Annotated in this window: 21 protein-coding genes; 10 read left to right on the top strand and 11 right to left on the bottom strand. The window is 64.8% G+C overall.

All coding sequences use genetic code 11. The features are described 5' to 3' along the window. Complete coding sequence (locus LB533_RS03685; RefSeq protein WP_224676687.1) at positions 1–1113, top strand: NAD(P)/FAD-dependent oxidoreductase; 1113 nt, start codon at positions 1–3, stop codon at positions 1111–1113. A gap of 65 nt (positions 1114–1178) precedes the next feature. Here the strand turns inward: LB533_RS03685 and LB533_RS03680 are convergent, their stop codons facing one another. The 6 genes from LB533_RS03680 to LB533_RS03655 all read right to left on the bottom strand — a co-directional run bounded on the left by LB533_RS03680 (position 1179) and on the right by LB533_RS03655 (position 11428). Then, complete coding sequence (locus LB533_RS03680) at positions 1179–1709, bottom strand: hypothetical protein (RefSeq protein ID WP_140639373.1); 531 nt, start codon at positions 1707–1709, stop codon at positions 1179–1181. A gap of 88 nt (positions 1710–1797) precedes the next feature. Then, positions 1798–3312 (bottom strand): malonate--CoA ligase, encoded by a 1515-nt coding sequence (locus tag LB533_RS03675; protein WP_224676686.1) that lies wholly within the window; start codon positions 3310–3312, stop codon positions 1798–1800. 216 nt (positions 3313–3528) lie between these two features. Further along, positions 3529–4275: a GntR family transcriptional regulator gene (locus LB533_RS03670; protein ID WP_140639375.1), complete on the bottom strand. Its 747-nt coding sequence runs from the start codon at positions 4273–4275 to the stop codon at positions 3529–3531. A gap of 422 nt (positions 4276–4697) precedes the next feature. Continuing rightward, positions 4698–5375 carry a ribulose-phosphate 3-epimerase gene (gene rpe / locus LB533_RS03665; RefSeq protein ID WP_140524315.1) on the bottom strand — a complete coding sequence of 226 codons (678 nt, stop codon included), beginning with the start codon at positions 5373–5375 and terminating at the stop codon, positions 4698–4700. 313 nt (positions 5376–5688) lie between these two features. Beyond that, positions 5689–9438: a DUF11 domain-containing protein gene (locus LB533_RS03660; RefSeq protein ID WP_140639378.1), complete on the bottom strand. Its 3750-nt coding sequence runs from the start codon at positions 9436–9438 to the stop codon at positions 5689–5691. 10 nt (positions 9439–9448) lie between these two features. After that, a complete protein-coding gene (locus LB533_RS03655) occupies positions 9449–11428 on the bottom strand; it encodes a hypothetical protein (RefSeq protein WP_224556381.1) in 1980 nt (659 codons plus the stop codon). Between the two features lie 591 nt (positions 11429–12019). Between LB533_RS03655 and dnaK the strand changes: the two genes are divergently transcribed. The 9 genes from dnaK (at position 12020) to LB533_RS03610 (ending at position 19337) form a co-directional block, all read left to right on the top strand. Next, entirely contained in the window at positions 12020–13936 is a 1917-nt protein-coding gene (gene dnaK / locus LB533_RS03650) for a molecular chaperone DnaK (protein ID WP_140514198.1), read from the top strand. A gap of 212 nt (positions 13937–14148) precedes the next feature. Next, entirely contained in the window at positions 14149–15279 is a 1131-nt protein-coding gene (gene dnaJ, locus LB533_RS03645; RefSeq protein ID WP_140551706.1) for a molecular chaperone DnaJ, read from the top strand. Between the two features lie 200 nt (positions 15280–15479). Continuing rightward, positions 15480–16085, top strand: a complete 606-nt coding sequence (gene pmtA / locus LB533_RS03640; RefSeq protein ID WP_140582727.1) for a phospholipid N-methyltransferase PmtA — start codon at positions 15480–15482, stop codon at positions 16083–16085. A gap of 124 nt (positions 16086–16209) precedes the next feature. Then, complete coding sequence (locus LB533_RS03635) at positions 16210–16806, top strand: NADPH-dependent FMN reductase (RefSeq protein ID WP_140639380.1); 597 nt, start codon at positions 16210–16212, stop codon at positions 16804–16806. Between the two features lie 11 nt (positions 16807–16817). Continuing rightward, positions 16818–17516 (top strand): orotidine-5'-phosphate decarboxylase, encoded by a 699-nt coding sequence (pyrF, locus tag LB533_RS03630; RefSeq protein WP_140639575.1) that lies wholly within the window; start codon positions 16818–16820, stop codon positions 17514–17516. Between the two features lie 27 nt (positions 17517–17543). After that, the gene (locus LB533_RS03625) at positions 17544–17831 is read left to right on the top strand and encodes a DUF1330 domain-containing protein (protein WP_140639381.1); all 288 of its coding nucleotides are present in this window, start codon (positions 17544–17546) and stop codon (positions 17829–17831) included. A gap of 278 nt (positions 17832–18109) precedes the next feature. Next, positions 18110–18430, top strand: a complete 321-nt coding sequence (locus LB533_RS03620; RefSeq protein ID WP_140491640.1) for an ArsR/SmtB family transcription factor — start codon at positions 18110–18112, stop codon at positions 18428–18430. Beyond that, entirely contained in the window at positions 18427–18891 is a 465-nt protein-coding gene (locus tag LB533_RS03615; RefSeq protein WP_140639382.1) for an SRPBCC family protein, read from the top strand. Before LB533_RS03620 ends, LB533_RS03615 begins: the two co-directional genes overlap by 4 nt. A gap of 29 nt (positions 18892–18920) precedes the next feature. Beyond that, positions 18921–19337, top strand: coding sequence for a GFA family protein (locus LB533_RS03610; protein ID WP_140639383.1), 417 nt, complete (start codon positions 18921–18923; stop codon positions 19335–19337). 26 nt (positions 19338–19363) lie between these two features. Here LB533_RS03610 and LB533_RS03605 read toward each other — a convergent pair whose 3' ends face one another. The 5 genes from LB533_RS03605 to LB533_RS03585 all read right to left on the bottom strand — a co-directional run bounded on the left by LB533_RS03605 (position 19364) and on the right by LB533_RS03585 (position 23855). Next, entirely contained in the window at positions 19364–20416 is a 1053-nt protein-coding gene (locus LB533_RS03605; RefSeq protein WP_224556379.1) for a D-alanine:D-lactate ligase-like protein, read from the bottom strand. A 181-nt stretch (positions 20417–20597) separates the two neighbouring features. Further along, positions 20598–21479: an SMP-30/gluconolactonase/LRE family protein gene (locus tag LB533_RS03600; protein ID WP_140639385.1), complete on the bottom strand. Its 882-nt coding sequence runs from the start codon at positions 21477–21479 to the stop codon at positions 20598–20600. Continuing rightward, positions 21476–22120, bottom strand: coding sequence for a 2-dehydro-3-deoxy-6-phosphogalactonate aldolase (locus LB533_RS03595; protein WP_140639386.1), 645 nt, complete (start codon positions 22118–22120; stop codon positions 21476–21478). Before LB533_RS03595 ends, LB533_RS03600 begins: the two co-directional genes overlap by 4 nt. After that, positions 22117–23091 (bottom strand): 2-dehydro-3-deoxygalactonokinase, encoded by a 975-nt coding sequence (locus LB533_RS03590; protein ID WP_140639387.1) that lies wholly within the window; start codon positions 23089–23091, stop codon positions 22117–22119. Before LB533_RS03590 ends, LB533_RS03595 begins: the two co-directional genes overlap by 4 nt. Further along, positions 23088–23855 carry an SDR family NAD(P)-dependent oxidoreductase gene (locus LB533_RS03585; protein ID WP_140639388.1) on the bottom strand — a complete coding sequence of 256 codons (768 nt, stop codon included), beginning with the start codon at positions 23853–23855 and terminating at the stop codon, positions 23088–23090. The genes LB533_RS03590 and LB533_RS03585 overlap by 4 nt, the downstream gene beginning before the upstream one ends. Between the last annotated feature and the right edge of the window lie 96 nt (positions 23856–23951).

Here is a 23951-nt window from a genome sequence, read left to right as displayed (position 1 = left end):
ATGGCTGACGTCGATTGCGTCGTCGCCGGAGCCGGCGTCGTCGGGCTCGCCATTGCCAGGGCGCTCGCCCTGTCGGGCCGTGAGGTGCTGGTTATCGAAAAGGCCGCCTCGATCGGCACCGTCACCAGCTCGCGCAACTCGGAAGTCGTCCATGCCGGGCTCTACTACGCGCCGGGGAGCCTGAAGGCGCGGTTCTGCGTCGAAGGACGCGAACGGCTCTATGCCTATTGCCGCGAGCGCGACATCGGCCATCGACGCACCGGCAAGCTGATCGTCGCCGTCGAACCGGGCCAGTTGGCGCGGCTGAATGCAATCCGGGCCAATGCGGAACAATGCGGCGTCGACGACCTCGACTTGCTGACCGCCGCACAAGCAGAATGCCTCGAACCGGCGCTGAGCTGCGCCGGCGCGCTGGTGTCGCCGTCGACCGGCATCGTCGACAGCCAGGCACTGATGCTGTCGCTGCGCGGCGACGCGGAGGCAGCCGGTGCGTCGTTCGCCTTCCTGACCGCCGTCGCCGGGGCGGCGATCGACCCCGATGGGATTCGTATCACCACGCGCGATGCCGACGGCGAGACGTTCGCGTTGAAAGCCGGCGTTTTCGTAAACGCCGCAGGGCTCGAGGCGCAGGCGCTGGCCGGCAGCATCGAAGGGTTCCCGCCAGAGCTCGTGCCGCCGCTCTGGCTGGCGCGCGGCAACTACTTTTCGCTTTCGGGCCGCTCGCCATTCTCGCGGCTGATCTATCCAGTGCCGGTCAATGGCGGCCTGGGCGTGCATCTGACCCTCGACCTCGGCGGCAGCGCGCGCTTCGGCCCCGACGTCGAATGGATCGACCAGGCGGACTATACGGTCGATCCCGGCCGCAGCGCGGTCTTCTATGACGAGATTCGGCGCTATTGGCCGGATCTGAGGGACGGCGCCCTACTGCCGGCCTATGCCGGGATCAGGCCGAAACTGTCGGGTCCGAACCAGACGGCGGCCGACTTCGTGATACAGGGGCCGGCCGACCATGGCGCGGGCCGGATCGTCAACCTGTTCGGCATCGAGAGCCCTGGCCTGACGGCAAGCCTGGCGATCGCAGACCATGTTGCAGCGCTATTGTACCCAGGCTGAGAAGCTGCGCGTTGACGTTCAATTTGTGTCCGCCTGGAACAGAAACGCACTTTTCCTGCATTGCGCTAGCGATCCGGAAGAGCGGTCCATAGCTTCCTGGCGAATCCCCTTTTGTCGAGCTTCCATGTCTGACCGGTGACTTCGGCCTTGCCGTCACGGCATCTGTAGGAGAAGACCGTGTCATGGCCCGTCGCCACGGCCGGTACGCCATCCTCGTTCGGATTCCGCCGACAGAACTCGTCCGCTCCTGGATTGTCGCGGGTGGCATTCATCTTCACGCAAGGCAGGTTCGCACCGACGAAGCAGGCCATGACCTTGCCGTTCATGCAGCGATACTGGGCCTGTGTCCCCAGTTCGGAATCGTCGGGCGTGCCTTTTGCATCCGGAACCAGTTTCTTGAACGCTTGAACTGTCCCGTCGCGAAGCGCGGGGGAATAACCCCTGATGGTATCGTCATTGCGCACCTGGCGGCAAAACCGGTAGAGATCGTCAGCCGGTGGAGCCGCCGCGGCGCCGGCCATGGAAAGGGAAAAGAGAATCCCCAACAGCATTGCCGAACGGGAAATCCCGACATTCGAAAAACGCGACGCGGTCATTGCAACCTCCTCAGAAGAATGCACACGACGTGGGGCGAAATTGCGAAACGTCCAGGCAGGAGCGACAGGACCGGGCGCAACCGTGCAACTAGGATGTATAGAGATCTTTGTAGCTATCGCGCAAAAGATTCTTCTGCACCTTGCCCATCGTATTGCGCGGCAGTTCGTCGACGAAGATCACCCGCTTCGGGTGTTTGTATTTTGCCACCCTCCCGGCGATGGCGCCGAGGATCTCGGCGGCCGTGATGGCCGAGGCCGGCGCGCGAACCACGACAGCGGTGACACCTTCGCCGAAATCGGGATGGGCAACGCCGATGACGGCGCTTTCCAGGACGCCGTCAAGCGCGTCGATCTCGCTTTCGAGCTCCTTGGGATAGATGTTGTAGCCGCCCGAGATGATCAGGTCCTTGCCGCGGCCGACGATGTGGACATAGCCGTCGGCGTCGATCATGCCGAGATCGCCTGTGATGAAGAAGCCGTCGTCGCGGAATTCCGCTTTGGTCTTTTCCGGCATGCGCCAGTAGCCGGAGAAGACATTCGGCCCCTTGACCTCGATCATGCCGACCTCGCTTTGGGCAAGCGGCCCGCCAGTGTCGGGGTCGGCGATGCGCAACGACACGCCGGGCAAGGGAAAGCCGACGGTGCCGGCGCGGCGTTCGCCATCATAGGGGTTCGAGGTGTTCATGTTGGTCTCGGTCATGCCGTAGCGCTCGAGAATGGCGTGGCCGGTGCGCTCGCGCCAGGCCCTGTGCGTCTCGGCCAGCAGCGGCGCCGAGCCGGAAACGAACAGGCGGATGTTCCTTGCCGCCTCGCGGGTCAGCCCGTCCTGCTGCAAGAGCCGGACATAGAAGGTCGGCACGCCCATCAGCGCCGTGGCGTCCGGCAAGAGCGCGACGACGCGCCCTGCGTCGAATTTCTGCTCGAACAGCATTGAGGCGCCGGCCATCAGGATGACGTTGGTGGCGACGAACAGGCCATGGGTGTGGAAGATGGGCAGCGCGTGGACCAGCACATCGTCTGATGTGAAGCGCCAATAGTCGACCAGCACGCGCGCATTCGAGGCGAGGTTCTCGTGGCTGAGCATGGCGCCTTTCGAGCGGCCGGTCGTTCCCGACGTGTAGAGGATCGCCGCGAGATCGTCAGGACCGCGCGCCACGTCGTGGAAGTCGGGCGATTGCCGCGACGCCTGGTCCGTCAGCGATCCTTCCCCCTTGCCGTCGAGGGTGGCGGCAAGGGCTCCGCATTTTTGCGCCAGGGCTTCGATGTCGGCTGCCCGTGCCGGATCGCAGACGACCAGCCGGGGATCGGCGTCGCCGAAGAAATAGGCGAGTTCGGCCAGCGTATAGGCGGTGTTGAGCGGCAGGAAGACGGCGCCGGCGCGCAGGCAGGCGAGGTACAGCAACACAGCCTCCGGGCTCTTCTCGACCTGCACCGCGACGCGGTCGCCGGGCTCGACGCCAAGTTGCAAGAGCGCGTGCGCCAGTTGCGCCGAGCGCGCCAGCATGTCGCCATAGGTCAGCACGCGACCGTCATCCGTCCGCATCAACAGGCGTCCGGGCTTCGGCATCCGGGACCGGAAAATGTCGAACAGATGATTGCTCATGAGGTCTTCCTGCGTCTGGCGGAGAAAGGCATGCATCCGGACGGAGCCGGGCCTGCTTCCGGTTCGGCCGCTTTGCACGGCGCCAGACTGTTGGTGGTTCTTGCCGACCCGTCAAGCCCGCAAGGGCGGCTCCACGCGGCCGCCATGATCATGCCGTCGGGCGAAAGCGGAAGGCCTTGGCGGTGGGGCGGCAAAGGCTTGGGGCGCGATGCGGCGCTAACGTGGCGTGCGCTCGGCCCTGGCGCTGGCCGGCTCTGATGCTTCGACCTGCTTGAAGCGCTCCATGCACATTGCTGCCGTCAGGCGATAGTGGTTGAGCAGGGCTTCGACCGCGGCGTCGGCATTACCATCCAGCGCATTTTCCGCGATCAGGCGGTGCTCTGCAAAATCGTCGCGCTGGACGCCTTCCCCGTTGCTGGCCATTCGCCGGTAGCGGTAGGCGTGATCGGAAAGCTGGTCGCAAAACCCCACCAGCCATTGCGACCGGCAGGCCGAGATCAGCGCACGGTGGAAAGTGCGGTGCAGTCTCTCCCAGTCCGGATTGAGCGCCGACAGATCCGGTGGCATGAGGCGCGAGGTGCGCCCCAACCGATGCAGTGCCAGAACCAGCTGTTCTTCCCATTCGGCGGTGCGGTGGGCGATGGATTCGCGAAGCGCCAGTTCCTCGAGCCAGCAACGGGTACGCGTCAGTTCCTCGAGCTCTGCCGCGCTGACCGGCATGATGAAGAAGCCTCGCTGGTCATGCCGACCGAGAAGCCCTTCCGAGGCCAGGCGATTGAGAGCCTCACGAACCGGGGAAGCGCCTGCGCCATATTTGGAAACGACCCACTCGACCCGCAGCTTGCTCTCGGTTTCAAGGGCACCCCGCAGAAGATCGGCTCGGAGTTGATGATAGACGGTGCTGGCGAGCGTACTTTTCGAGCCTGTCCCGTCGTCGTTCAGATTGGCAGCTGCGTATGTCAAAATCGGCTCCTTGTCCCCAATTCCGGTCCTGGGCAATTCGAGTCCGAGAAACAGTTCCCTTTCCGTACACGTACCCTACCGCGCGCGCCTCGACGCGCTCAAGCGGGAGATCGCGTCATTGTACTTTAGAACAAAGAAATATGCACGATCCTATATCTGGTCGAACGAAATCGTGTTCGGCTACAACCGGCGGAAATTTAACGTGTTTTATATGCAGGATCACCTGTTCTTCCGTGCGCCCGCGCGAACCTCTTTTCTGTCGCGCGCAAAAGACACCGAACAGTGGGGACCGAATCAGGCCTTTTAGCCTGCCCATCGCTTTTGGCGCGGGGGCAGCCGCAGCGAAGCGCGCAGTGCAGGTCCCCAGGATTGACCCCGTGGGGATCGTGGCCTCCGGCCCATAGGCTCCTTGTGCGGTGCCTTTAGCCGGCTGCCTTGTCGGCCGCCGTCCTGATCGCTTCGATGTTTGCCCGGTAGGCCTCGACGCTGCCGCCCTTGAAGATGGCGGCACCGGCCACCAGCACATCGGCGCCGGCGGCGGTCACCAGCGGCGCGGTTTCGGGCGAAACGCCGCCGTCGATCTCGATGCGGATCGGCCGGCCGCCGATCAGCGCCTTGACCCGCCTCACCTTGTCGACGATTGCCGGAATGAAGGCCTGGCCCCCGAAACCCGGGTTGACGGTCATGATCAGGATCAGGTCGAGCCTGTCGAGCACGTATTCGATCGCACTTTCCGGCGTTGCCGGATTGAGCGAAACGCCGGCCTTCTTGCCGAGGTTCCTGATCGTCTGCAGCGAGCGGTCGAGATGCGGCCCGGCCTCGGCATGCACCGTCATGCCGTCGCACCCTGCCTCGGCGAAGGCGGCCAGATAGGGATCGGCCGGCGCAATCATCAAATGGCAGTCGAAGAAAGCCTTGGTGCGATTGCGGATCGCCTTGATCACCGGCGGACCGAAGGTGATGTTGGGGACGAAATGGCCGTCCATCACATCGAGATGGATCCAGTCGGCGCCGGCTGCCGCGACGGCCTCGACCTCGTCGCCCAGCTTCGAAAAGTCCGAAGCCAGCACCGAAGGTGCGATCAAGGTTTTTTTCGTCATGATGATGGGGCCTTTCCGAGCGCCTTTTTCTTCCGGTCACTGCCTAGGGCAGTTCACCGTTTCACGGAAACGGCGAACTGCTCTAACTCTTTGTTTTGACGCAATTCCGGACGGAAACCCGTACACACTTTTCCTGGAATTGCTCTAAAGCGCAGCCCATGACTTGTCGAGAGTGCGAGCGTGGCGGTTCCACAGGCTGGGATAGTGTAGCGGCGTCCTCGTCGTGTTGCAGCCAGTTTCGACTTGCTCCCGGGCTACGAAGAAACCCGCCGGATTGCTCCGGCGGGGTTTCCGATGTGCCTTCAGGCGATGGTTACTGCGGCTGGAGATTCAGGATTCTGTTTGGAGCCGTATCCTGTTGCTGTTCGGACTGCGGCCTGCGCCGTGGCAGAACCTGCTGCAGCAGCATGCCCGGGTTGAGTTCCAGCGAGGGCTGCCCGCGCACCGGCCTGCAGTTTGGATAGCGGCCGATCATGCCTTCCGGGCAACGCCGCCTGAAGATCGGCTGGCACTGGCCGTTGACCATTTGCGAGCCCGGCGCGCATTCGCTCTCTTGCCTGGACCGCCGGCATGCGCCGTCGATCACCTGGGTGCCCCGCGGACAGACACACTCGCCGCGCTTGTTGTGGATCTGGCCGCGTATGTCGCACTGCTCCACATCGGGCCGCTTGCGCCGGCACACTCCATTGCGCAGCTCGGTACCCCTTGGGCAGACGCATTCGCCGTCCGCGCCGTGGACCTGGCCACGAATGGTGCACTGCTCAGGCTTCGGCCGGACCTGGCGGCAGGCTCCGTTGCGCAGCTCAGTGCCCCTCGGGCAGACGCATTCGCCGTCAGCGTCATGGACCTGGCCGCGGATGGTGCACTGCTCAGGCTTCGGCCTGTCGCGTACGCAGGCGTTGGCGTCCCGGTCGAGATGCGTGCCCCGGGGACAGGTACAGCGATCGCCGTCCGATGTGGGCACCGATCCCGATATCGTGCAGCCCGGCCTGGATATCTTGACGCAGGCGCCATTCTCCAGCTCGGTTCCGCGCGGACAGACGCAGCGTCCGTCCTCTGTGCGGATCTGGCCCTCGAGCAGCACGCAACGCTTTGGCTCCTTCGGCGGGATGGCAACGCCGCCGGACGAGCACTGGCCGTTGCGATAGGTGGTGCCTTGCGGGCAGGCGCACCGGCCGGCGTCATTCATGACGAAGCCTGCCGAGCATTCCTTCTTCGTCTCATGCCTGATGGTGAAGGGGTGGCAGGCATAGGCCTTGCCGCGTTCGCCCTGGGCATGGTCGCGGGAAAGCACATCGCCGCCGCCCTGCACCCGCGTGTCGGGAGAGAGCACGCCGACGCAGTTCTGGCCGCTGACGCTGCCTTGCAGATTGGCCAGGCGGCCGTCGTCGGGGAGGACCACGGTGACGTTGTGGACGCGGCTTTCGCCGGCGCCAAGCGTCAGGTTGGCGATGCAGGACGCAGGCAAGGCCGCCGGTTCCGGCGAGCAGCCGAAGGGCGGCTCGATCGAGGTGATCGCGACGCCTTCCAGCCGGCCAAGGCCTTCGACGCCGATCGCATCGCCGATGCGGACCGGCCCGGAAAAGCCCGTCGGGCCGTCATTGGTGATGGTGATCTCGAACGAGCAGGGTTCTCCGGGCCGGCACTTGCTGTCGCCGGTCTTCTCGACGCGGATGGACGAGGGCCCGCCGCCCTTGGCGCAGGCCCGGCCGATCGAATGGATGACATCGTCGCCCTGCGCCGGGCCGTAGGAGCCCCGCGCGCAGTTCTCGAACTCGCCGTTGGCCGAAACGGTCACGTCGAAGTGCCTGCTGGTTCCCGGCGCCATGACGGCGCCGGGAATCTGGCACGCCAGCGTGTCGGCTGGAACTGGTCCGCACGCCCATTCCGCGCCGTCGGGAGTAGCGCCCTGGATCTGGGCGGGCGCGCCGCCCGACACCAAAGCGGCGGCGTCGTTGACCCGCACCGGACCGGTGGGAGCAGCCGTGCCGGCATTGCTGACGGTGATGCGGCAGGAGACGAGAGCGGCACCCGCCAGCGAGCCGCTGCATGTCTTGGTGATACGCAGGCCAGGCTGGCCGCCATTGGGACGGGGGATGCGTTGCTTGGCGCAGGCCCGGTTGTTGGTGAGGTCCGCCTCGCCGGGGATCGGTTTCACCTCGGCGCAGTTCTCGATCGTGTCGGACCGGTAGCTGGCCGGCACCACCGCCTTGACGACGATCGCCGTCGAGGCGCCCGGCGACAGCGAGATGCCGGCATTGTCGCAGCGGAACTGGCCGGGGCCGTTCGGACCGCATGTCCAGGGCGGGCTCGGGCCAAAGGTCGAGGAAGCCGGCGCGCCCTCGGGATAGGTGTCGATCACGGTCAGCGGCCCGTTATAGGTCGACGTGCCGTTGTTGATGATGTCGATGACGAAGCTGCACACGCCATCGGCGGTGCAGGCTTCGGCGCGAGCGCGTTTTTTCAGGATCAGGTCGGCCTTCTTCTCGACCGGCGGCCGGCAGTCGCGGTCGCGATCGCCACGTCGGCAGATCGGGATCGAGGCGCAGCCACGGTCGTCGGCCTGGCTGCCGAACAGCGGCTTGCCGCTGGCGGCATAGTTATAGGTGGCGCAGTTGCGCAAGCTTGTGCCTTGCCAGCCCCCGGCCGGCTTGAAGCCGAGCTCGAGGTCGACAAAAGCCCCCGGATTGAGCGTGGTCACCGGATGGGTGCAAATCATCGGAGTGGCGCCGGGCACACAGGCCCAGGGCGGATTGGGCCCTGAATCGAGCGTCGAGCCGGCTGGCAGCGTCACCTCGTCGAGCACGATCTTGCCGTTATAAGGCGCGTCGCCGACATTGGTGACCCGGATGGTGAAGTCGCAGCCGCCGGCCATCGTGCAGCGCGGGACATCGGCGCGCTTCTCGACCTTCAGGTCCGGTTCCCTGTCCTTGGGCGGACATCTCTGGTCACGCGGGATGACGATGTCGATGGTCTGTGTACAGCAGAGCCCCCAACCCTCTTTCGGCCCGGCATAGGTCTCGATGCCGGTGACGACGAGGTGGAGGACGTCGCCGGGCGAGGCGCCGACGATCTTCCAGTTCAGCACACCGCCGCCGGCCGGCACCTTCTGGGTGTCGGGGACGATGGTGATGCCTGGCGTGGCCGTCGAAAGCTGCACCCACTTGCCCCCCATCTCGGGACCGACAGGCATATGGTAGATGAACGCGCCGCCGCCGGGCACGCAGTCGACCGTGCCGCGCTCCACCTTGAAGCATTCCTTGCCGGGAGGTGGCGGTGGCGGATTGCACTTGGTCAGGTCGATCCGGATCGAGGTCTTTTCGCCGGTGAGAAAATTGCTGTCGTCCGGCTTGCCCGGATCCTGTGAGGGAATGATGGTTCCCGTGCCGGTGCCGACGGTGACTTTGATCAGGCCCTGATTGTCGACCGTCGCCGGCGCGGGGAACGCCGCGTGATCAATCCTGGCGGTGATGCGGAACGTGATGACGCGTTCGCCCAGTGCGCCCGAGCCGTCGAGATCGGAAGCGGAAATCCGGAAATCCGAAACCGTTGCCGTATCGTTGGGGCCTGCCGAATTGCTGATGACGGCCCCGGGCAAAGGTCCGCCCGACGCATCGGTGCCGTCACCGGAAACCTGCATGTTGACGATCTGCAAGCCATGCGGGAGCTGATCCTTGAAGTCGAGCCGGGCCCTCTGCAGCGAAGCCGACAGCCCCGGACTGGAGAAGGCTTGCGGGGTGCCGCGCAGGCCGAAGCTCAACGTGTAGAAGACATAGTCGCAGCTTCGCTGGCCGCCGGCCTTGGTGAAGAACGGCACGGCCCGTCCGGCCTCCGGATTGATGATGCGCGGATTGTCGAGCTTGAATTCCATATCCGGGCCGGTGGCCTGGCCGATCTTGGCCGGAGCCGTATCTTCCGCAAATGCCGGCAGCGCCGGCAGCATGGCGACCGCGATATAGGCCGCCACGAGCCAGCGCGCGCCACGCCGGGCAGATGACATGATCGTATCCATGACGGTTGCCTTGTCGGCGACGCCAAGCAGGGAGAGTGCGAGATTGTTCATCGTCCCCTCCTCAATTTTCGCAGCTGACGGCTGGCGTTCTGAGCGGCAAGGTCATCTTGCAGCAAGGGTGGTAGCCGCCCTTGTCCTTGTCGGACCTCCTGTAGAAGCAGAGCCCGACATCGACCGTGTCGCCCGGATCGTGGCCGGTGATGCCGATCGTGTATGGCTTGCCCGGCGCATGTGACATGGGGGAGGTCACCCCCACGCCTGGCGTCCTGGATTGGGCCTTGATCGAATCGCCGCCGAAGCCTGCATGGTCATGAAGGTAGAGGTCCGCCTCGAGCCCGCGCGGCGTGCAGAAATACCTGACATCGTCGACATCGAGACAGGAGGGCAGGTTGCCGGGCGGGGGGAAATCCGGCGGATAGAACGGTGGCAGATAGCCGCCCGGGATTTCCTCATAATAGCCGGCGCGGCCCTCGCAGGGATGCCACACGGCGACGTCGCCGACATGGCCTTCCACTTCCGCGTCTTCGAAATAGCCGTCGAAGTCGACGAACCAGGAGCCGAAAGGCGGCACATTGGCCGGCTTGGCCAGTTCCCTGGGCGTGATCTGCACGCCATGCACGGCGAGCGGCCCGCCAGCGGCGAGCCGCTCGGCAAGGGCCGGGTTGTCGCGCAATTTGTCGCCTGACTTGACCAGCGTCTGGGTGCAGGCCGACGTGTCGAGATTGCCTTCGGCGTCATAGCCATATTGCAGGTCCAGCCCGCCGGCCGACTGCCTGAAGCCTTGCGGGAAGCCGACGGCATATTCCTGCGGCGCTTCCACCCAGACCGATTCCGTTGCCGGATCGTCCGGAGACTCGCGCCAGTAGCGGATGACCTCGCCCTTGCCGGAATCGGCGAACTGGCTGTAGTCGTAGCGGTTCTCGACCGGGCCGCGCTGGGCCAGGTACATGAAGCCGCTATTGTCGAAAGCGATGTCGGTGACGGCATAGTCCTTGTCGGCCTTGACCGTCAGCTCCCAACGGGGATCGCCGGCGAAGCGGCCGTCGCGGGCAATGCCCACCGACCAGATCTCGGCCTTCTCGCCGACGGAATAATAGAGCCGGCCGCCATGATAGGCGACGGCCCAGACACGGCGCTCGTCCTGGGTGTAGCCCCAGGTCTCGGGGTCTTCCGTGTCGAAGGCGGCGCCCTTTATGTCCATGACGGCGCCATCGTCGGCGACCGGAGCCAGGCCATGCGCCGGGCGCCCGGCGACGCCATGGTCGAACGTGTCGACCAGCGCGCCATTGGCGTCGATGCGATGGATAAGGCCGGTATCGAGGTCGGAGGCGAAGACCTGGCGGTGGTTGGCATCGAAGGAGAGATTGCCGATGCCGGGCCCGCTGTTGGTGTCGATGTTGGCGAATTTCGACACGGCGCCGCTGATGCCGTCAATCTTCCAGATGGTGCCCGGCCCGCCGCCGTTCTCGGTGCCGAACTGGCCCTCCATGAAAGCAGCGCCTGCCATGCCGCGGCGCTGCCGCTCCGGACGGCCATCATCGTCGGCGTCAGGCGTGACGATGCGGATGCCGTGCAGCGAGGTGGCGCCGGCATAGAGATTGGGAATGCCTGACGGGACGCCATCGCGCATGCCGTCATCATAGGTGAGGCCGAACACCTGGCCGATCTGGCCTGATGTCACCTCGAAAGGCGGCGGCGTGTAGACGAGCTGGCCGGAGGCCGGCCCGCCCAGGCTTGAAACGTCGAAAACGCGCAAGGTGGCGCGCGCCGTGTCGATGAAGGTTTCGTCGACCGGATCGACGCCGGGCGGCAGGCCCCCCTTTTCGGAATCTGAAGGGTCGAAATCGGGAATGACGGTGCCGGAAAATCCGGTGACCGCCATCGAGCCGGGATAGATGATCCGGGTTTCCTGCGCCCGCGCGGGGCCGCCAAGCCATAGGCCGGCGGTCAGCGCCAGGACAAGAAATGCGGTGGCGGCCTTCGCCACGCGGCGCAAACGGCAGGCATGAGAGGGCGCGAACCGGCGGTGATCGCGAGACATGGAACTCCCCCCGAAGTCTAAGGGAGAACCAACCGATCCTGCCGCGCAAACCAGCGCAAGGCGCGGCGTTCCAGCACGTTCGTCCCCGATCGAATTGTCTGCTTTCCTCATGATTACGATACGCCGGCTCCTGTGCAGGGTCAACGGAACCAGCGGAAAGCCAAGCGCATCGACCTTGTCCCGAAGACGGTGGTCGCGCCGAGCTCCTGTTGGTCGGGGAGGCCATGGCGTCCCTGGGGTGCTGGTCATGGTGGCTCCCTTTCCCTGGCCGCATCATGCGGCGCCTGAGCGTCAGTCGCATGTGGAGGCGGAAAGGTTCACTGAGAGGCCTGGCTATTCTTTCAGACGCAGCGAAGCGGACGGACGCGAATGCCTCGGGCGCAGGCGTGATCGGGCCGTTTCCCCATGCGATGGCGAGGATGGTGGAAGCGTTGCGCAGAATGCTTGCGCCCGATGCCGCCTGTTCTTATATACGCGCCAAGCCGTCCAGCGCCGCAACAGCGGTTGCCGAACGGGATTTCTTGTGAACAGGGGCTTTCGTCGGAACGCCTTACGGGTCCTGAGAGCCTGCTTAGCGGAGAGACTAGAAAAATGGCAAAAGTAATCGGTATCGATCTCGGCACCACCAACTCCTGCATCGCCATCATGGACGGCAAGGAGCCGAAGGTGATCGAGAATGCGGAAGGCGCGCGCACGACGCCTTCCATCGTCGCCATCTCGGGCGACGGCGAACGTCTCGTCGGCCAGCCGGCCAAGCGCCAGGCGGTCACCAATCCTGAAAACACCATCTTCGCGGTCAAGCGCCTGATCGGCCGCCGCTATGACGATCCGGTGACGGAAAAGGACAAGAAGCTTGTCCCCTACAAGATCGTCAAGGGCGACAATGGCGATGCCTGGGTCGAGGCTGGCGGCAAGAAGCAGTCGCCCAGCCAGATCTCGGCCATGATCCTGCAGAAGATGAAGGAAACGGCGGAAGCCTATCTCGGCGAGAAGGTCGAGAAGGCGGTCATCACCGTTCCGGCCTATTTCAACGACGCCCAGCGCCAGGCGACCAAGGACGCCGGCAAGATCGCCGGCCTCGAAGTGCTGCGCATCATCAACGAGCCGACCGCGGCGGCGCTTGCCTACGGCCTCGACAAGAAGGACGGCAAGACGATCGCCGTCTATGACCTTGGCGGCGGCACGTTCGACATTTCGGTGCTCGAGATCGGCGATGGCGTGTTCGAGGTGAAGTCGACCAATGGCGACACCTTCCTCGGCGGCGAGGATTTCGACATGCGCCTGGTCGAATATCTGGCGGCCGAGTTCAAGAAGGAACAGGGCATCGACCTGAAGAACGACAAGCTTGCGCTCCAGCGCCTCAAGGAGGCGGCCGAAAAGGCCAAGATCGAGCTGTCGTCGACGACGCAGACGGAGATCAACCTGCCGTTCATCACCGCCGACGCGACTGGCCCGAAGCACCTGACGCTGAAGCTGACGCGCGCCAAGTTCGAAAGCCTGGTCGAAGACCTCGTCCAGCGCACCATCGATCCGTGCAAGGCGGCGCTCAAGGATGCCGGCCTGAAGGCGGGCGAGATCGACGAAGTGGTGCTGGTCGGCGGCATGACCCGCATGCCCAAGATCCAGGAAATCGTGAAGCAGTTCTTCGGCAAGGAGCCGCACAAGGGCGTCAATCCCGATGAGGTCGTCGCACTCGGCGCCGCCATCCAGGCCGGCGTGCTGCAGGGCGATGTCAAGGACGTGCTGCTGCTCGACGTGACCCCGCTGTCGCTCGGCATCGAGACGCTGGGCGGCGTGTTCACCCGGCTGATCGAGCGCAACACGACGATCCCGACCAAGAAGAGCCAGGTGTTCTCGACGGCCGAGGATTCGCAGTCGGCCGTGACCATCCGGGTCTTCCAGGGCGAGCGCGAAATGGCCGCCGACAACAAGGCGCTCGGCCAGTTCGACCTGGTCGGCATTCCGCCGGCCCCGCGCGGCGTGCCGCAGATCGAGGTTACCTTCGACATCGACGCCAACGGCATCGTCAATGTTTCGGCCAAGGACAAGGGCACCGGCAAGGAGCACCAGATCCGCATCCAGGCCTCGGGTGGCCTTTCGGACGCCGACATCGAGAAGATGGTGAAGGACGCCGAAGCCAATGCCGACGCCGACAAGAAGCGGCGCGCGCTGGTCGAGGCCCGCAACCAGGCCGAGGCGCTGGTGCATTCCTCGGAGAAGTCGCTGAAGGAATATGGCGACAAGGTCTCGGAAGCCGACCGCACGGCGATATCGGACGCGATCGCCGCGCTGAAGACCGCTACCGAGGGTGACGACGCAGCGGAAATCGAAGCCAAGAGCCAAGCGCTCGCGGAGGCTTCGATGAAGCTCGGCCAGGCCATGTACGAAGCCTCGCAGAAGGAAGCGGCGGAAGCCGACGCCAAGGCGGACGCCGCCAAGGACTCGGATGTGGTCGATGCCGATTTCGAGGAAATCGACGAGGACGACGACAAGAAGAAGTCGGCCTGAACCGGCTGACGGCAAGATAAAGCGGAAAGCCCGGCGCAAAGCCGGGCTTTTTTGCAACCCTGGCAGAAAAAGTGCGGAAAAATCGTCGAAAAGCACGAACAGCTCCGCACCGGCCCTAGCATCCGGGCTGCGCCGATCCTAAATCGTGGCAACGTGCCGGCAAGCGACGCAACACTGCATGAAGACGTTGAGCATCCGGACAGCGGGAAAAAATGAAAGCTGATTTCTACGAAACGCTGGGCGTGCACAAGGGTGCCGACGACAAGGAACTGAAGAGCGCTTTCCGCAAGCTCGCCATGCAGTTCCACCCCGACCGCAATCCGGGCGACCATGCCTGCGAGCACAAGTTCAAGGAAATCAACGAAGCCTACGAGACGCTGAAGGACCCGCAGAAGCGCGCGGCCTATGACCGCTTCGGTCACGCCGCCTTCGAGCAGGGCGGCATGAACGGCGGCGCACACGGCTTTGGCGCCGGCGGCTTCGCCGACATCTTCGAGGATATTTTCGGCGACATGATGGGCGGCCGCCAGCGCCGCTCTTCCGGCGGCCGCGAGCGCGGCGCCGACCTGCGCTACAATATGGAAATCTCGCTGGAAGAGGCCTTTGCCGGCAAGACCGCGCAGATCCGCGTGCCGGCCTCGATCTCGTGCTCGGAATGCTCGGGAACCGGCGCCAAGCCCGGCACCCAGCCGGTCACCTGCTCGATGTGTAATGGCCACGGCAAGGTGCGCGCCACACAAGGCTTCTTCTCCATCGAGCGCACCTGCCCGCAATGCCAGGGCCGCGGCCAGACCATCAAGGATCCGTGCCCGAAATGCGCCGGCCAGGGCCGCGTCACCGAGGAGCGTTCGCTGTCGGTCAACATTCCGGCCGGCATCGAGGACGGCACCCGCATCCGGCTTGCCAATGAGGGCGAAGCCGGCCTACGCGGCGGGCCGTCGGGCGACCTCTACATTTTCCTCGCAGTCAAGCCGCACGAATTCTTCCAGCGCGACGGCGCCGACCTCTACTGCAAGGTGCCGATCTCGATGACGACGGCCGCCCTTGGCGGCTCGTTCGAGGTGACGACGCTGGACGGAACGCAGACCAAGGTGAAGGTGCCGGAAGGCACCCAGAACGGACGCCAGTTCCGCCTCAAGGGCAAGGGCATGCCGGTGCTGCGCCAGCCCAATGTCGGCGACCTCTACATCCAGACGGCGGTCGAGACGCCGCAGAACCTGTCGCGCCGCCAGCGCGAGTTGCTTGAGGAGTTCGAACAGCTCTCCTCACAAGACAATTCCCCCCAGTCGAGCGGTTTCTTCGCCCGCATGAAGGACTTCTTCGAGTCGTTCGGCGAGCATTGATCGAGGGCCTGTGCGCGTATGGCTTGCCTTACCGGCGGCCTCCCCACCTGCCGGCAGCCAAGACACACCGTGAACCGCAGAAGGCGCGCATTTTTAGACGCGACGAAAACTATCTTATCCACGACATTGGCATGACCCTGCCTTGCCTTGGGCGGCTTAGGTGTTAAGTAGCTCTCAGGGGAGCGCTGAGGAGAGCTTGCATGACACGTGGTCCGGGACTGCGGAAGGCGCTTGCCGAAAAGTTCGACGACGAGCTGAAGTTCTTCAAGGGCTGGATCGACAAGCCGAAGACGGTCGGGTCGATCGTGCCGACCAGCTCCATCACCGCCCGCAAGATGGCTTCGATCGTCGACCCGAAGTCCGGCCTGCCGGTGCTCGAAGTCGGGCCCGGCACCGGCGTCATCACCCGCGCCATCCTGGCCCAGGGCGTGAAGCCTGAAAACCTTTACGCGGTCGAATATTCCACCGATTTCGTGCGCCATCTGCGCCGGCTCTATCCCGGCGTCAACGTCATCGAGGGCGACGCCTTCAATCTCAACGCCACGCTTGGCGACAAGAGCGGGATGATGTTCGATTCGGTGGTCTCGGGCGTGCCGCTGCTCAACTTCCCGGTCGCCCAGCGCATCGCCTATATCGAAAGCCTGCTCGACCGCATTCCGGCCGGCCGGCCGATCGTGCAGCTGACCTACGGCCCGATGTCTCCGATCCCGCCCGGCCGCGGCGACTACACGGTCAAGCATTTCGACTTCATCATCCGCAACATCCCGCCGACGCAGCTGTGGATCTACCGGCGCGAGGCGCATTAAGGATTGCGAAGCCGACCGCGAATGTCTTCGAAATCCTCGGGCTTGTCCCGAGGATGACGCTTTGCCTGATCTGCATTGATTTGAGCGGGCTCTGGCTGTACCTGTCCGGGAACAAGGTTGGCCAATGGCAGTGATCCCGAGAATCCTCGTCTTTGCCGGCTCGGTCCGGACCGGGGCCTTCAGTGGCAGGACCGCCGACGTGGCGCAGAAGGAACTTGCGGTGCAAGGCGCCGAGGTCACTCGCATCTCGCTTGGCGACTATCCCTTGCCGATCCTGGATGAGGATCTGGAGAAGGAAAAAGGCGTCCCCGAAAACGCCCTGAAACTTGCCCGGATGATCATTGCCCATGACGGGCTGCTGATCGCCACGCCCGAATATAACGGCTCCATTCCGCCGCTGCTCAAGAACACGATCGACTGGGTGAGCCGGGTGCGCAAGGATGGCGGCCGTGCGGTGAGGCCGTTTGCCGGCAAGGTCGCCGGCCTCAGTTCGTCCTCCAACGGACACTTCGCCGGGATACGCTGCATCAACCATCTGCGCGCCGTGCTGGTACGTTGCCAGATGGAGGTGGTGACGCCGGAATGCTCGGTGCCGGAAGGCGGCAACGCCTTCGACGAGGACGGGCGTTTCAAGGACGAACGACTGCACCGAACCATGGAGCACCTATGCCGCACGCTGATCGAAACCTCGCGCATGCTGTCGACCCGGGTCGAGCCGTGATCGCCAACGCCATGCAGACCGACACAATGCGCGAAAGGCTGATCGTCGGCCTCGACGTGCCGGGCTTGAAAGAGGCCGAGAAGGCGGTACGCGAACTCGATGGCGTCGTCTCCTTCTACAAGATCGGCTACCAGCTCGCCTTCGCCGGCGGGCTCGATTTCGCCAGGGAGCTCGCCAGCGGGGGCAAGAAGATCTTTCTCGACATGAAGCTGCTCGACATCGACAACACGGTGGCCAAGGGGGTCGAGAACATCGTCAAGATGGGCATGACCATGCTGACGCTGCATGCCTATCCAAAGACCATGCGGGCGGCGGTGGAGGCGGCGAGAGGCAGCGAGCTTTGCCTGCTTGCCGTCACCGTGCTGACCTCGATGGACGAACAGGACGTGATCGACGCGGGCTACGAATACGACCCGCACACGCTGGTACTGCGGCGCGCGGAACAGGCGCTGCATGCCGGCATGGGCGGCATCGTCTGCTCGGCCGCGGAAACAGAGGCGGTGCGCCGCATCATCGGACCCGACATGGCGGTGGTGACGCCAGGCATACGCCCCGCCGGCAGCGACCATGGCGACCAGAAGCGCGTGATGACGCCGGCCGATGCCATCCGCAGCGGCTCCAGCCATCTGGTCGTCGGACGCCCGATCATCGCGGCTAGCGACCGGCGCGCAGCGGCGGAGGCCATACTGGACGAAATGCGCTCGGCATAAATTTCCAAGGAACTGCGGAGAAAAAGAATGCCCAAGGGATACTGGATCGCCCGCGTCGATGTGCGCGATGCGGAAGGCTACAAGGATTATGTCGCCGCCGCCAAGCCGGCCTTCGAGCGCTTCGGCGCGAAGTTCCTGGCGCGCGGCGGCGCGCATGAAAAGGCCGAAGGGGCCGGGCGCGCGCGCAACGTCGTCATCGAGTTCGAGACGCTTGCCGCCGCGCATGACTGCTACCATTCGCCGGAATACCAGCGCGCCGCCGCCATTCGCCAGAAGGTCGCCGACGGCGAGATCGTGCTGGTCGAAGGCGTCTGAAGCTTATCGCGGCCGGCATCAGTGCCGGCCGCGGCCTTTGCACGAGTTCCTGAGCTTCACATCCCGCAGCCTGGCCCAGCAGGCGGCACCTCCACCGGCTATACTTGAGCGATGACCGGCGCAGCCGTTCGACAACGGCCGCTACATGGCCGGCGCACAACGCATTCAGCAATCGACGCTCGAACAGCCCTTAGCACGGGTAGTTGCGATGCCGCTGATCACCAGTTGACATGCAGGTATTTACCTGCATATTATGGCGTCATATCAGAGTGAACCCGATGGACGCGGACAAGGTTTTCAAGGCGCTGGGCGACCCGACACGCAGAAGGCTGCTTGATCTTCTGTGCGAGAAGAACGGGCAGACGCTGGGCCAGCTTTGCGAACATCTCGATATGGCCAGGCAATCCGCCACCCAGCACATCGACCTGCTGGAGGCGGCCAATCTGGTGAGCACGGTCAAACGCGGCCGCGAGAAGCTGCATTTCATCAATCCCGTGCCGCTGCACGAGGTCTACGAGCGCTGGGTGCGCAAATTCGAACGCCAGCGGCTCAGCCTGCTGCACGACCTGAAACAGGAACTCGAAGGAGAAGACAAATGACCGCAGAGACGACCAGCTTTGTCTACGTGACCTACATCCGCTCGACGCCGCAAAAAGTGTTCGAGGCCATAACCAGGCCCGACATCGCACGATGTTACTGGGGCCATGAGAACGTCTCGGACTGGAAGGCGGGATCGAAATGGGAACATATCCGCGCCAATGACGAGCGCACCGTCGAACTGGTCGGCAAGGTTGTCGAGATCTCGCCGCCGACGCGCCTCGTGATGACCTGGGCAAACGCTTCGCAGGCCGACGATCCGTCGAAATACAGCCGGGTGACGTTCGCCATCGAGGAATACGACACGATGGTGCGGCTGACCGTCAGCCATGACGAACTCGAAGCCGGCAGCGGCATGGCGAAGGGCGTCAGCCAGGGATGGCCGGCGGTGCTGTCCAGCATGAAATCCTTCCTGGAAACCGGCAGCGGCATCGATATTTTCGCCAAACCGAAATCGGCCTGACCAGCAAATCCGACTGCGGGAAAACGACAATGACCAAACGCTACACCGGCGGATGCGCATGCGGTGCGATCCGCTATGAAACGAGCAGCGAACCCATCTTCGAAAACCACTGCCAATGCCGCGAGTGCCAGAAGCGAAGCGGCACGGGCCACAGCTCCTATCTGACCTTCCCCCGGCGAGCCGATGTGACGGTAACGGGCGAAGCGAGCACCTGGCGGGTGGCGGGCGACAGCGGCAACGAAAAGATCCACGCCTTCTGCCCGACCTGTGGAACGCCGGTCTACCTGACGCAAGTCGCAAGGCCGGACCTGATAGCGGTTCACGCGACCAGCCTTGACGATCCCGGCCAGTTCAATCCGCAGGTGGTCACATATGCCATCCGCGGCCATGCCTGGGACAGGATCGATCCCTCCTTGCAGGCATTCGAGCGAATGCCTTTGGGATAGCGTACGGTAGGCAATCTTGCCGCACTTTAACGGGTCATCCGGTTCGCGGCGGTTTCCGCCATGGCGTCGGCAAGCCCCAGCCCCCATTGCGACCTGCAATAGGCGCGGAAATCGAAACAAGGCAGGCCGGGGCAGACCTCGAATTCTATGAGGTGAACGGTGTCGTCGGGCTCGATCCGGAGATCGATGGAAAACACGTCCCGCAGGCCGAGCCCGGTCATCAGCCGCTCGGCGATGGCGCGGACTTTTGCATCGGCCACCGGCTGGCTTTCGGCGACCGGAAGCAGAAGCGGCTCGGCGTATTTGCCCGCCGCCTTCGCCGCCTCGCCGGTCTCGCCGTAAAGCGCCAGGCTGTCTTCCATGGTCTGGAAATCGCCGCCGGACTCGACGAAGGCGACGCCGAGCGCTTCGACGCCGGTGTCCGGCCTCAGGCCGAGGAAACTGGCGCGCGCGTTGCGGCCGGCGACATAGGGCTGGACGACGACGTCGTCGCGATAGGCGGCGAAAACACGCCGGCTAAGCTCCAGCGCATGGCCGATATCGCCGCAGCGCGAATCCGGCCAGATGCCGATCTTGGCGCCGAGCCGGTTCGGCTTGACGAACCAGCCGGCGGCGGAAACCGGCGGCTCGACCAGCCATTGTCCGTTGCGCGCCAGGCCGGCCTGCGGCACAGGCAGGCCGAGCGCACCGAGCACGGCGCCGGAGCGAAACTTGTCCTGGCAGAGCGCGAACAGCGAATCCTCGGCGCCGATCGTCTTCAGGCCGTTCAGCCTGGCAAGCGCAGGCGCCGCGCCGCCCCGGAAATAGGCGATGCCGTCGGTCAGCGTCCAGACCAGCGTGGCCGCCGGATCTGCCTTGGCGAGCATATCGGCGGCATCGTCCAGCTCCACCGCCGCGAAGCCGAGATCGCGCCGTTTGAAGGCAGAAGCGAGCGCGTCGAACTCGTGCGCGAGATCGGTCGATTGCGCCAGGTAAGAAGCGATTTCGGCGGCACGCTCCGGCGCGTGGCCATCGGCGAGGAGCCGCTCGAGGCAGGCCTTTTCCGGCTCATGGACGAGGATCAGCCTTGGGCTGGACATGACATGATTCCCAATGGTGCAATTCCACACCATCGCATGGCGAACGCACCAGGCTTTCGCGAAACCGACGCGGGCCGGACGCCTGCGTGACAGCCGGCCGAATGATCCCGTCAGACGCGGTGCATCGGGGTAGCGAGACTCAAGTCAGGTCGAGCCGGCATCACCTGAATATAGAGATGCCCTAGGCGATCAGCACGCGCGGCTCGAACCGGCCATTGACCTCGATGTCGAGGAGGAAGGTCATGCCGGCCTGCGGGTCGAGCTGGCGCTGCTTGTCGTCCTTGCCGTGCCAGGCCGAGGTAACCGCCAGCCGGCTGGCGTTCCTGCCGACAAAGGCCGGGCAGGAAGGCTGCGTCACCGGCATGGCGATCGTGCGCACCAGCTTGCCGTCGGGCGCGTAGCCCTTGACCACCTTGCCGCCCCAGACGGCATTCCACAGGATGCCGTCGCGGTCGAGCACGGAACCGTCGACAAAGCCCTTGGCCGACCGGTGATCCACGAACACCTTCGGCTCGCCTGCCGGCAGGCCAGTCGCCGGATCGCAGGGAACACGCATCAACAGTCCGGTCGAGGTGTCGGTGTAATAAGCGAGCGCGCCGTCCGCGGAAAAACAGATCGAGTTCGACACGGTGATGTCGGAGAACAGCTTGCGCAATTCGCCCTTGAAGAACCAGTAGATCGCGCCGGCGCGCTTCTCCTCGCCCTTGCCCATCGTGCCGGTCCAAAGGGCGCCGCAGGGATGAACACGGGAATCGTTGGAACGGGTGACCGGATTGTCGGCCTCGACAGGCGTGTGCAGCGTCATCCTGCCGGTGGCGACGTCGCGAACAAAAAGCCCGGTTTCTGTGGCGATCAGCTGGCGTTTGTCGTCGATGATGGCGATAGCGCTGGCCATCCGGCCAAGCTCGTGCACCTGGGCCGCGCCGCCGGACAGGCGCTTTTCCAGGAGATGGCCCTTGACGATGTCGAACCAGTAGAGCGTGTCGGTGGCGGGGTCGTAGCTCGGCCCCTCGCCGAGCTGGCAGACATGGTCGGAAAAAACCGAAACGATCGCTTCGCTCATCCTGCGTCTCCGCCGAACACCGCGTCCCAGGCCGTCACCGCCGCCTGGGCCCGCGCGGCCACGTCGTCGACGCTCATGCCCGGCTTGAACAGGCTGGAACCAAGCCCGAAAACCGTGACGCCGGCCGCCTTGTAGCCGGCAAAGTCCTTCTCCGAGACGCCGCCGACCGCGCCGACCAATGTCGAAGCCGGCAGCACCGCGCGGATGGCGGAAATGCCCGACGCGCCGAGCACGCTGGCCGGGAAGAATTTCAACGCCGAGGCGCCGAGCCGGATCGCCAGGAAAGCCTCCGTGGGCGTGAACACGCCGGGCATGGTGACCATGCCGTAATGCGCGGCGCGGCCCATCACCTCGGCATCGACGTTGGGGCTGACCAGCAGCCTTCCACCGGCCTGGTGAAGGCCGTCGACGTCGGCCGCCGTCAGCACCGTGCCGGCGCCGACCAAAGCGGTTTTCGGCAGCACTTGAACAATCCTGGCGATCGACGAAAACGGCTGGGGCGAATTCAGCGGCACCTCGATCGCCTCGATGCCGGCATCGAACAATGCCTGGCCGATGGCGATCGCCTCGCTTGCCTTGAGGCCGCGCAGGATGGCGACCAGGCCACGCTTGAGTTTTGGAAAGGGTGCGGTCTCGGTCATGCCAAAGCTCCGGTTCTGGCGATCATGCCGTTTTCGCGCGCCGCCTCGACCAGGCCGGCACGCACCGCCCCGTCCGCGTCGACGGTCCGCACGCCAAGCCCGGCCAGGCCAAGCGCCTGCCGATAAAGCGCCGCGAGCGCGCCGGAGGCAATCAGCACCACCGATGTTGCGCCCGCGGCCTGGCGGCGCCTCGCCGAGGCGATCTCGCCGCCGATCAGCAGGCCCGACAGGCAGGCCGCGGCATCGTCGGCCTTCATATCCTGGAGCAGACCGGCGGCGCGGATCGAGAAGAGTTTTGCGGTGACGTCGCCGCCTTCGGTCAACGCCGCACCACACCAGCGGCGGAAGAAAGGGTTCTGCGGGTCGACCGGCTTGGGATGCTCGCCGAGCGAATGGCGCAGGATCGAATGCGCGGATAGCACCGAGAACAGCTCGCCGGTCGGCCAGGTGCCGAAACCGGCAACGGCGCCGTCCTCGACCAGAACCCATTTCGAATGGGTGCCCGGCATGCAGACGATTTCACGTCCCTTTGCCGGCAAACCGGCGCCGGCAAGCTGCGTCTCCTCGCCACGCATGACGTCGGGCGCATCGGCCAGGCGCTGGGCAAGGCCGGGCACGATGCTAATGTCGCGGCTCTCCCCCGGGATGCGGGCCGCGCCGGCCAGGATGGCGCCGATCGGCGCCGGGACGTTGACATAGGGCGCTTCGAGCCAGCCCTGGCGCGAGCCTGCCATGCCGCAGATGATGACGGGCAGCGTTTCGGGCGCGCCCATGGCGGCGAGATGACCCTCGAGAACCCGGGAAAAGCCCTTCTCGCGCGCGGTGATCAGTCCGTCGTCGCCGCGACGCTCGGCAAGCACCTTGCCGCCGCCGTCGATCAGCCAGGCACGAAGCCGGGTGGTGCCCCAATCGAGCGCCGCGACCGCCGGCACATTGCCGGAACCCCCGGGGCTGGCAAAGCCGGGGCTCACAGGAAACCTCCGTCGACGATCAGCATTTGCGCGGTCAGCATGCGCGAGGCATCCGAGGCCAGGAAAAGCACGGTGCCGACCAAATCGTCCGGCCGCATGACGTCCTTGATGCACTGTTTGGCGACATGAGAGGCAAGCGCCTGCTCCGTCACCCAGCGTTCCTGCTGCCGTTCCGTGATGACCCAACCGGGCGCGACGGCGTTGACGCGGATACGGTCGGGCCCGAGCTTGCCGGCCAAACCCTTGGTGAGGCCGAGTATGCCCGCCTTGGCCGCGGTGTAGGCCGGCATGTCGGGATGGTTGATCAGGTAGGAGGTCGAGGTGAAGTTGATGATCGAGCCGCCGCCGGTGCGCTTCATGCCAGATGCCACCGCCTGCGCGGTGAAGAAATGCGGTCTGAGGTTGATCGCCTGGTTGTTGTCCCAGAACTCCACCGTCACGTCTTCGACGGCGTGGCGTTCGTCCCAGGCGGCGTTGTTGACCAGCACGGTGACGTCGCCATGCGCTTCGGCCGCCTTCGCGGCAGACGCCCGCAGCGCTTCGATGTCGCGCAGATCGGTCTTGAGGTAGAGCGGCCGGCGGCCGAGCTCTTTCTCGATGCGGTCGGCAAGCGTGGTACTGGGCTTGTCGGCGATGTCGATGAAGGCGACCTTGGCGCCCTGGCGCATGAAACCCTCGGTCAATGCAGCGCCGATGCCGGAGCCGCCGCCGGTGATCAGCACCGAAGCGCCTTCGAGGTCGGCAAAACGTGCCGATGGCATCATGGTTTTCGTCTCCCGGGTTGACCGGCGCGCATCCTAGCCAGACCGGTCCGGCGGGCAAGGGCGAAAAGACGGATTTTCCGGCTTATGTCTGACAAA

The organism is Mesorhizobium sp. BR1-1-13, assembly GCF_020165515.1.
Classification (GTDB): Bacteria; Pseudomonadota; Alphaproteobacteria; order Rhizobiales; family Rhizobiaceae; genus Mesorhizobium.
Note: the sequence above shows the minus strand (reverse complement) of the source record. Positions and strands in the feature narration are given on the sequence as shown.

Excerpts from the sequence above, each read along its gene's own strand:
- rpe (WP_140524315.1), bottom strand. The coding sequence starts at position 5,375 with ATGACGAAAAAAACCTTGATCGCACCTTCGGTGCTGGCTTCGGACTTT.
- pmtA (WP_140582727.1), top strand. The coding sequence starts at position 15,480 with ATGACACGTGGTCCGGGACTGCGGAAGGCGCTTGCCGAAAAGTTCGAC.
- LB533_RS03680 (WP_140639373.1), bottom strand. The coding sequence starts at position 1,709 with ATGACCGCGTCGCGTTTTTCGAATGTCGGGATTTCCCGTTCGGCAATG.
- pyrF (WP_140639575.1), top strand. The coding sequence starts at position 16,818 with ATGCAGACCGACACAATGCGCGAAAGGCTGATCGTCGGCCTCGACGTG.
- LB533_RS03620 (WP_140491640.1), top strand. The coding sequence starts at position 18,110 with ATGGACGCGGACAAGGTTTTCAAGGCGCTGGGCGACCCGACACGCAGA.
- LB533_RS03585 (WP_140639388.1), bottom strand. The coding sequence starts at position 23,855 with ATGATGCCATCGGCACGTTTTGCCGACCTCGAAGGCGCTTCGGTGCTG.
- LB533_RS03685 (WP_224676687.1), top strand. The coding sequence starts at position 1 with ATGGCTGACGTCGATTGCGTCGTCGCCGGAGCCGGCGTCGTCGGGCTC.
- LB533_RS03605 (WP_224556379.1), bottom strand. The coding sequence starts at position 20,416 with ATGTCCAGCCCAAGGCTGATCCTCGTCCATGAGCCGGAAAAGGCCTGC.
- LB533_RS03655 (WP_224556381.1), bottom strand. The coding sequence starts at position 11,428 with ATGTCTCGCGATCACCGCCGGTTCGCGCCCTCTCATGCCTGCCGTTTG.
- LB533_RS03625 (WP_140639381.1), top strand. The coding sequence starts at position 17,544 with ATGCCCAAGGGATACTGGATCGCCCGCGTCGATGTGCGCGATGCGGAA.
- LB533_RS03635 (WP_140639380.1), top strand. The coding sequence starts at position 16,210 with ATGGCAGTGATCCCGAGAATCCTCGTCTTTGCCGGCTCGGTCCGGACC.
- LB533_RS03615 (WP_140639382.1), top strand. The coding sequence starts at position 18,427 with ATGACCGCAGAGACGACCAGCTTTGTCTACGTGACCTACATCCGCTCG.
- LB533_RS03610 (WP_140639383.1), top strand. The coding sequence starts at position 18,921 with ATGACCAAACGCTACACCGGCGGATGCGCATGCGGTGCGATCCGCTAT.
- LB533_RS03660 (WP_140639378.1), bottom strand. The coding sequence starts at position 9,438 with ATGAACAATCTCGCACTCTCCCTGCTTGGCGTCGCCGACAAGGCAACC.
- dnaK (WP_140514198.1), top strand. The coding sequence starts at position 12,020 with ATGGCAAAAGTAATCGGTATCGATCTCGGCACCACCAACTCCTGCATC.
- LB533_RS03675 (WP_224676686.1), bottom strand. The coding sequence starts at position 3,312 with ATGAGCAATCATCTGTTCGACATTTTCCGGTCCCGGATGCCGAAGCCC.
- LB533_RS03600 (WP_140639385.1), bottom strand. The coding sequence starts at position 21,479 with ATGAGCGAAGCGATCGTTTCGGTTTTTTCCGACCATGTCTGCCAGCTC.
- dnaJ (WP_140551706.1), top strand. The coding sequence starts at position 14,149 with ATGAAAGCTGATTTCTACGAAACGCTGGGCGTGCACAAGGGTGCCGAC.
- LB533_RS03595 (WP_140639386.1), bottom strand. The coding sequence starts at position 22,120 with ATGACCGAGACCGCACCCTTTCCAAAACTCAAGCGTGGCCTGGTCGCC.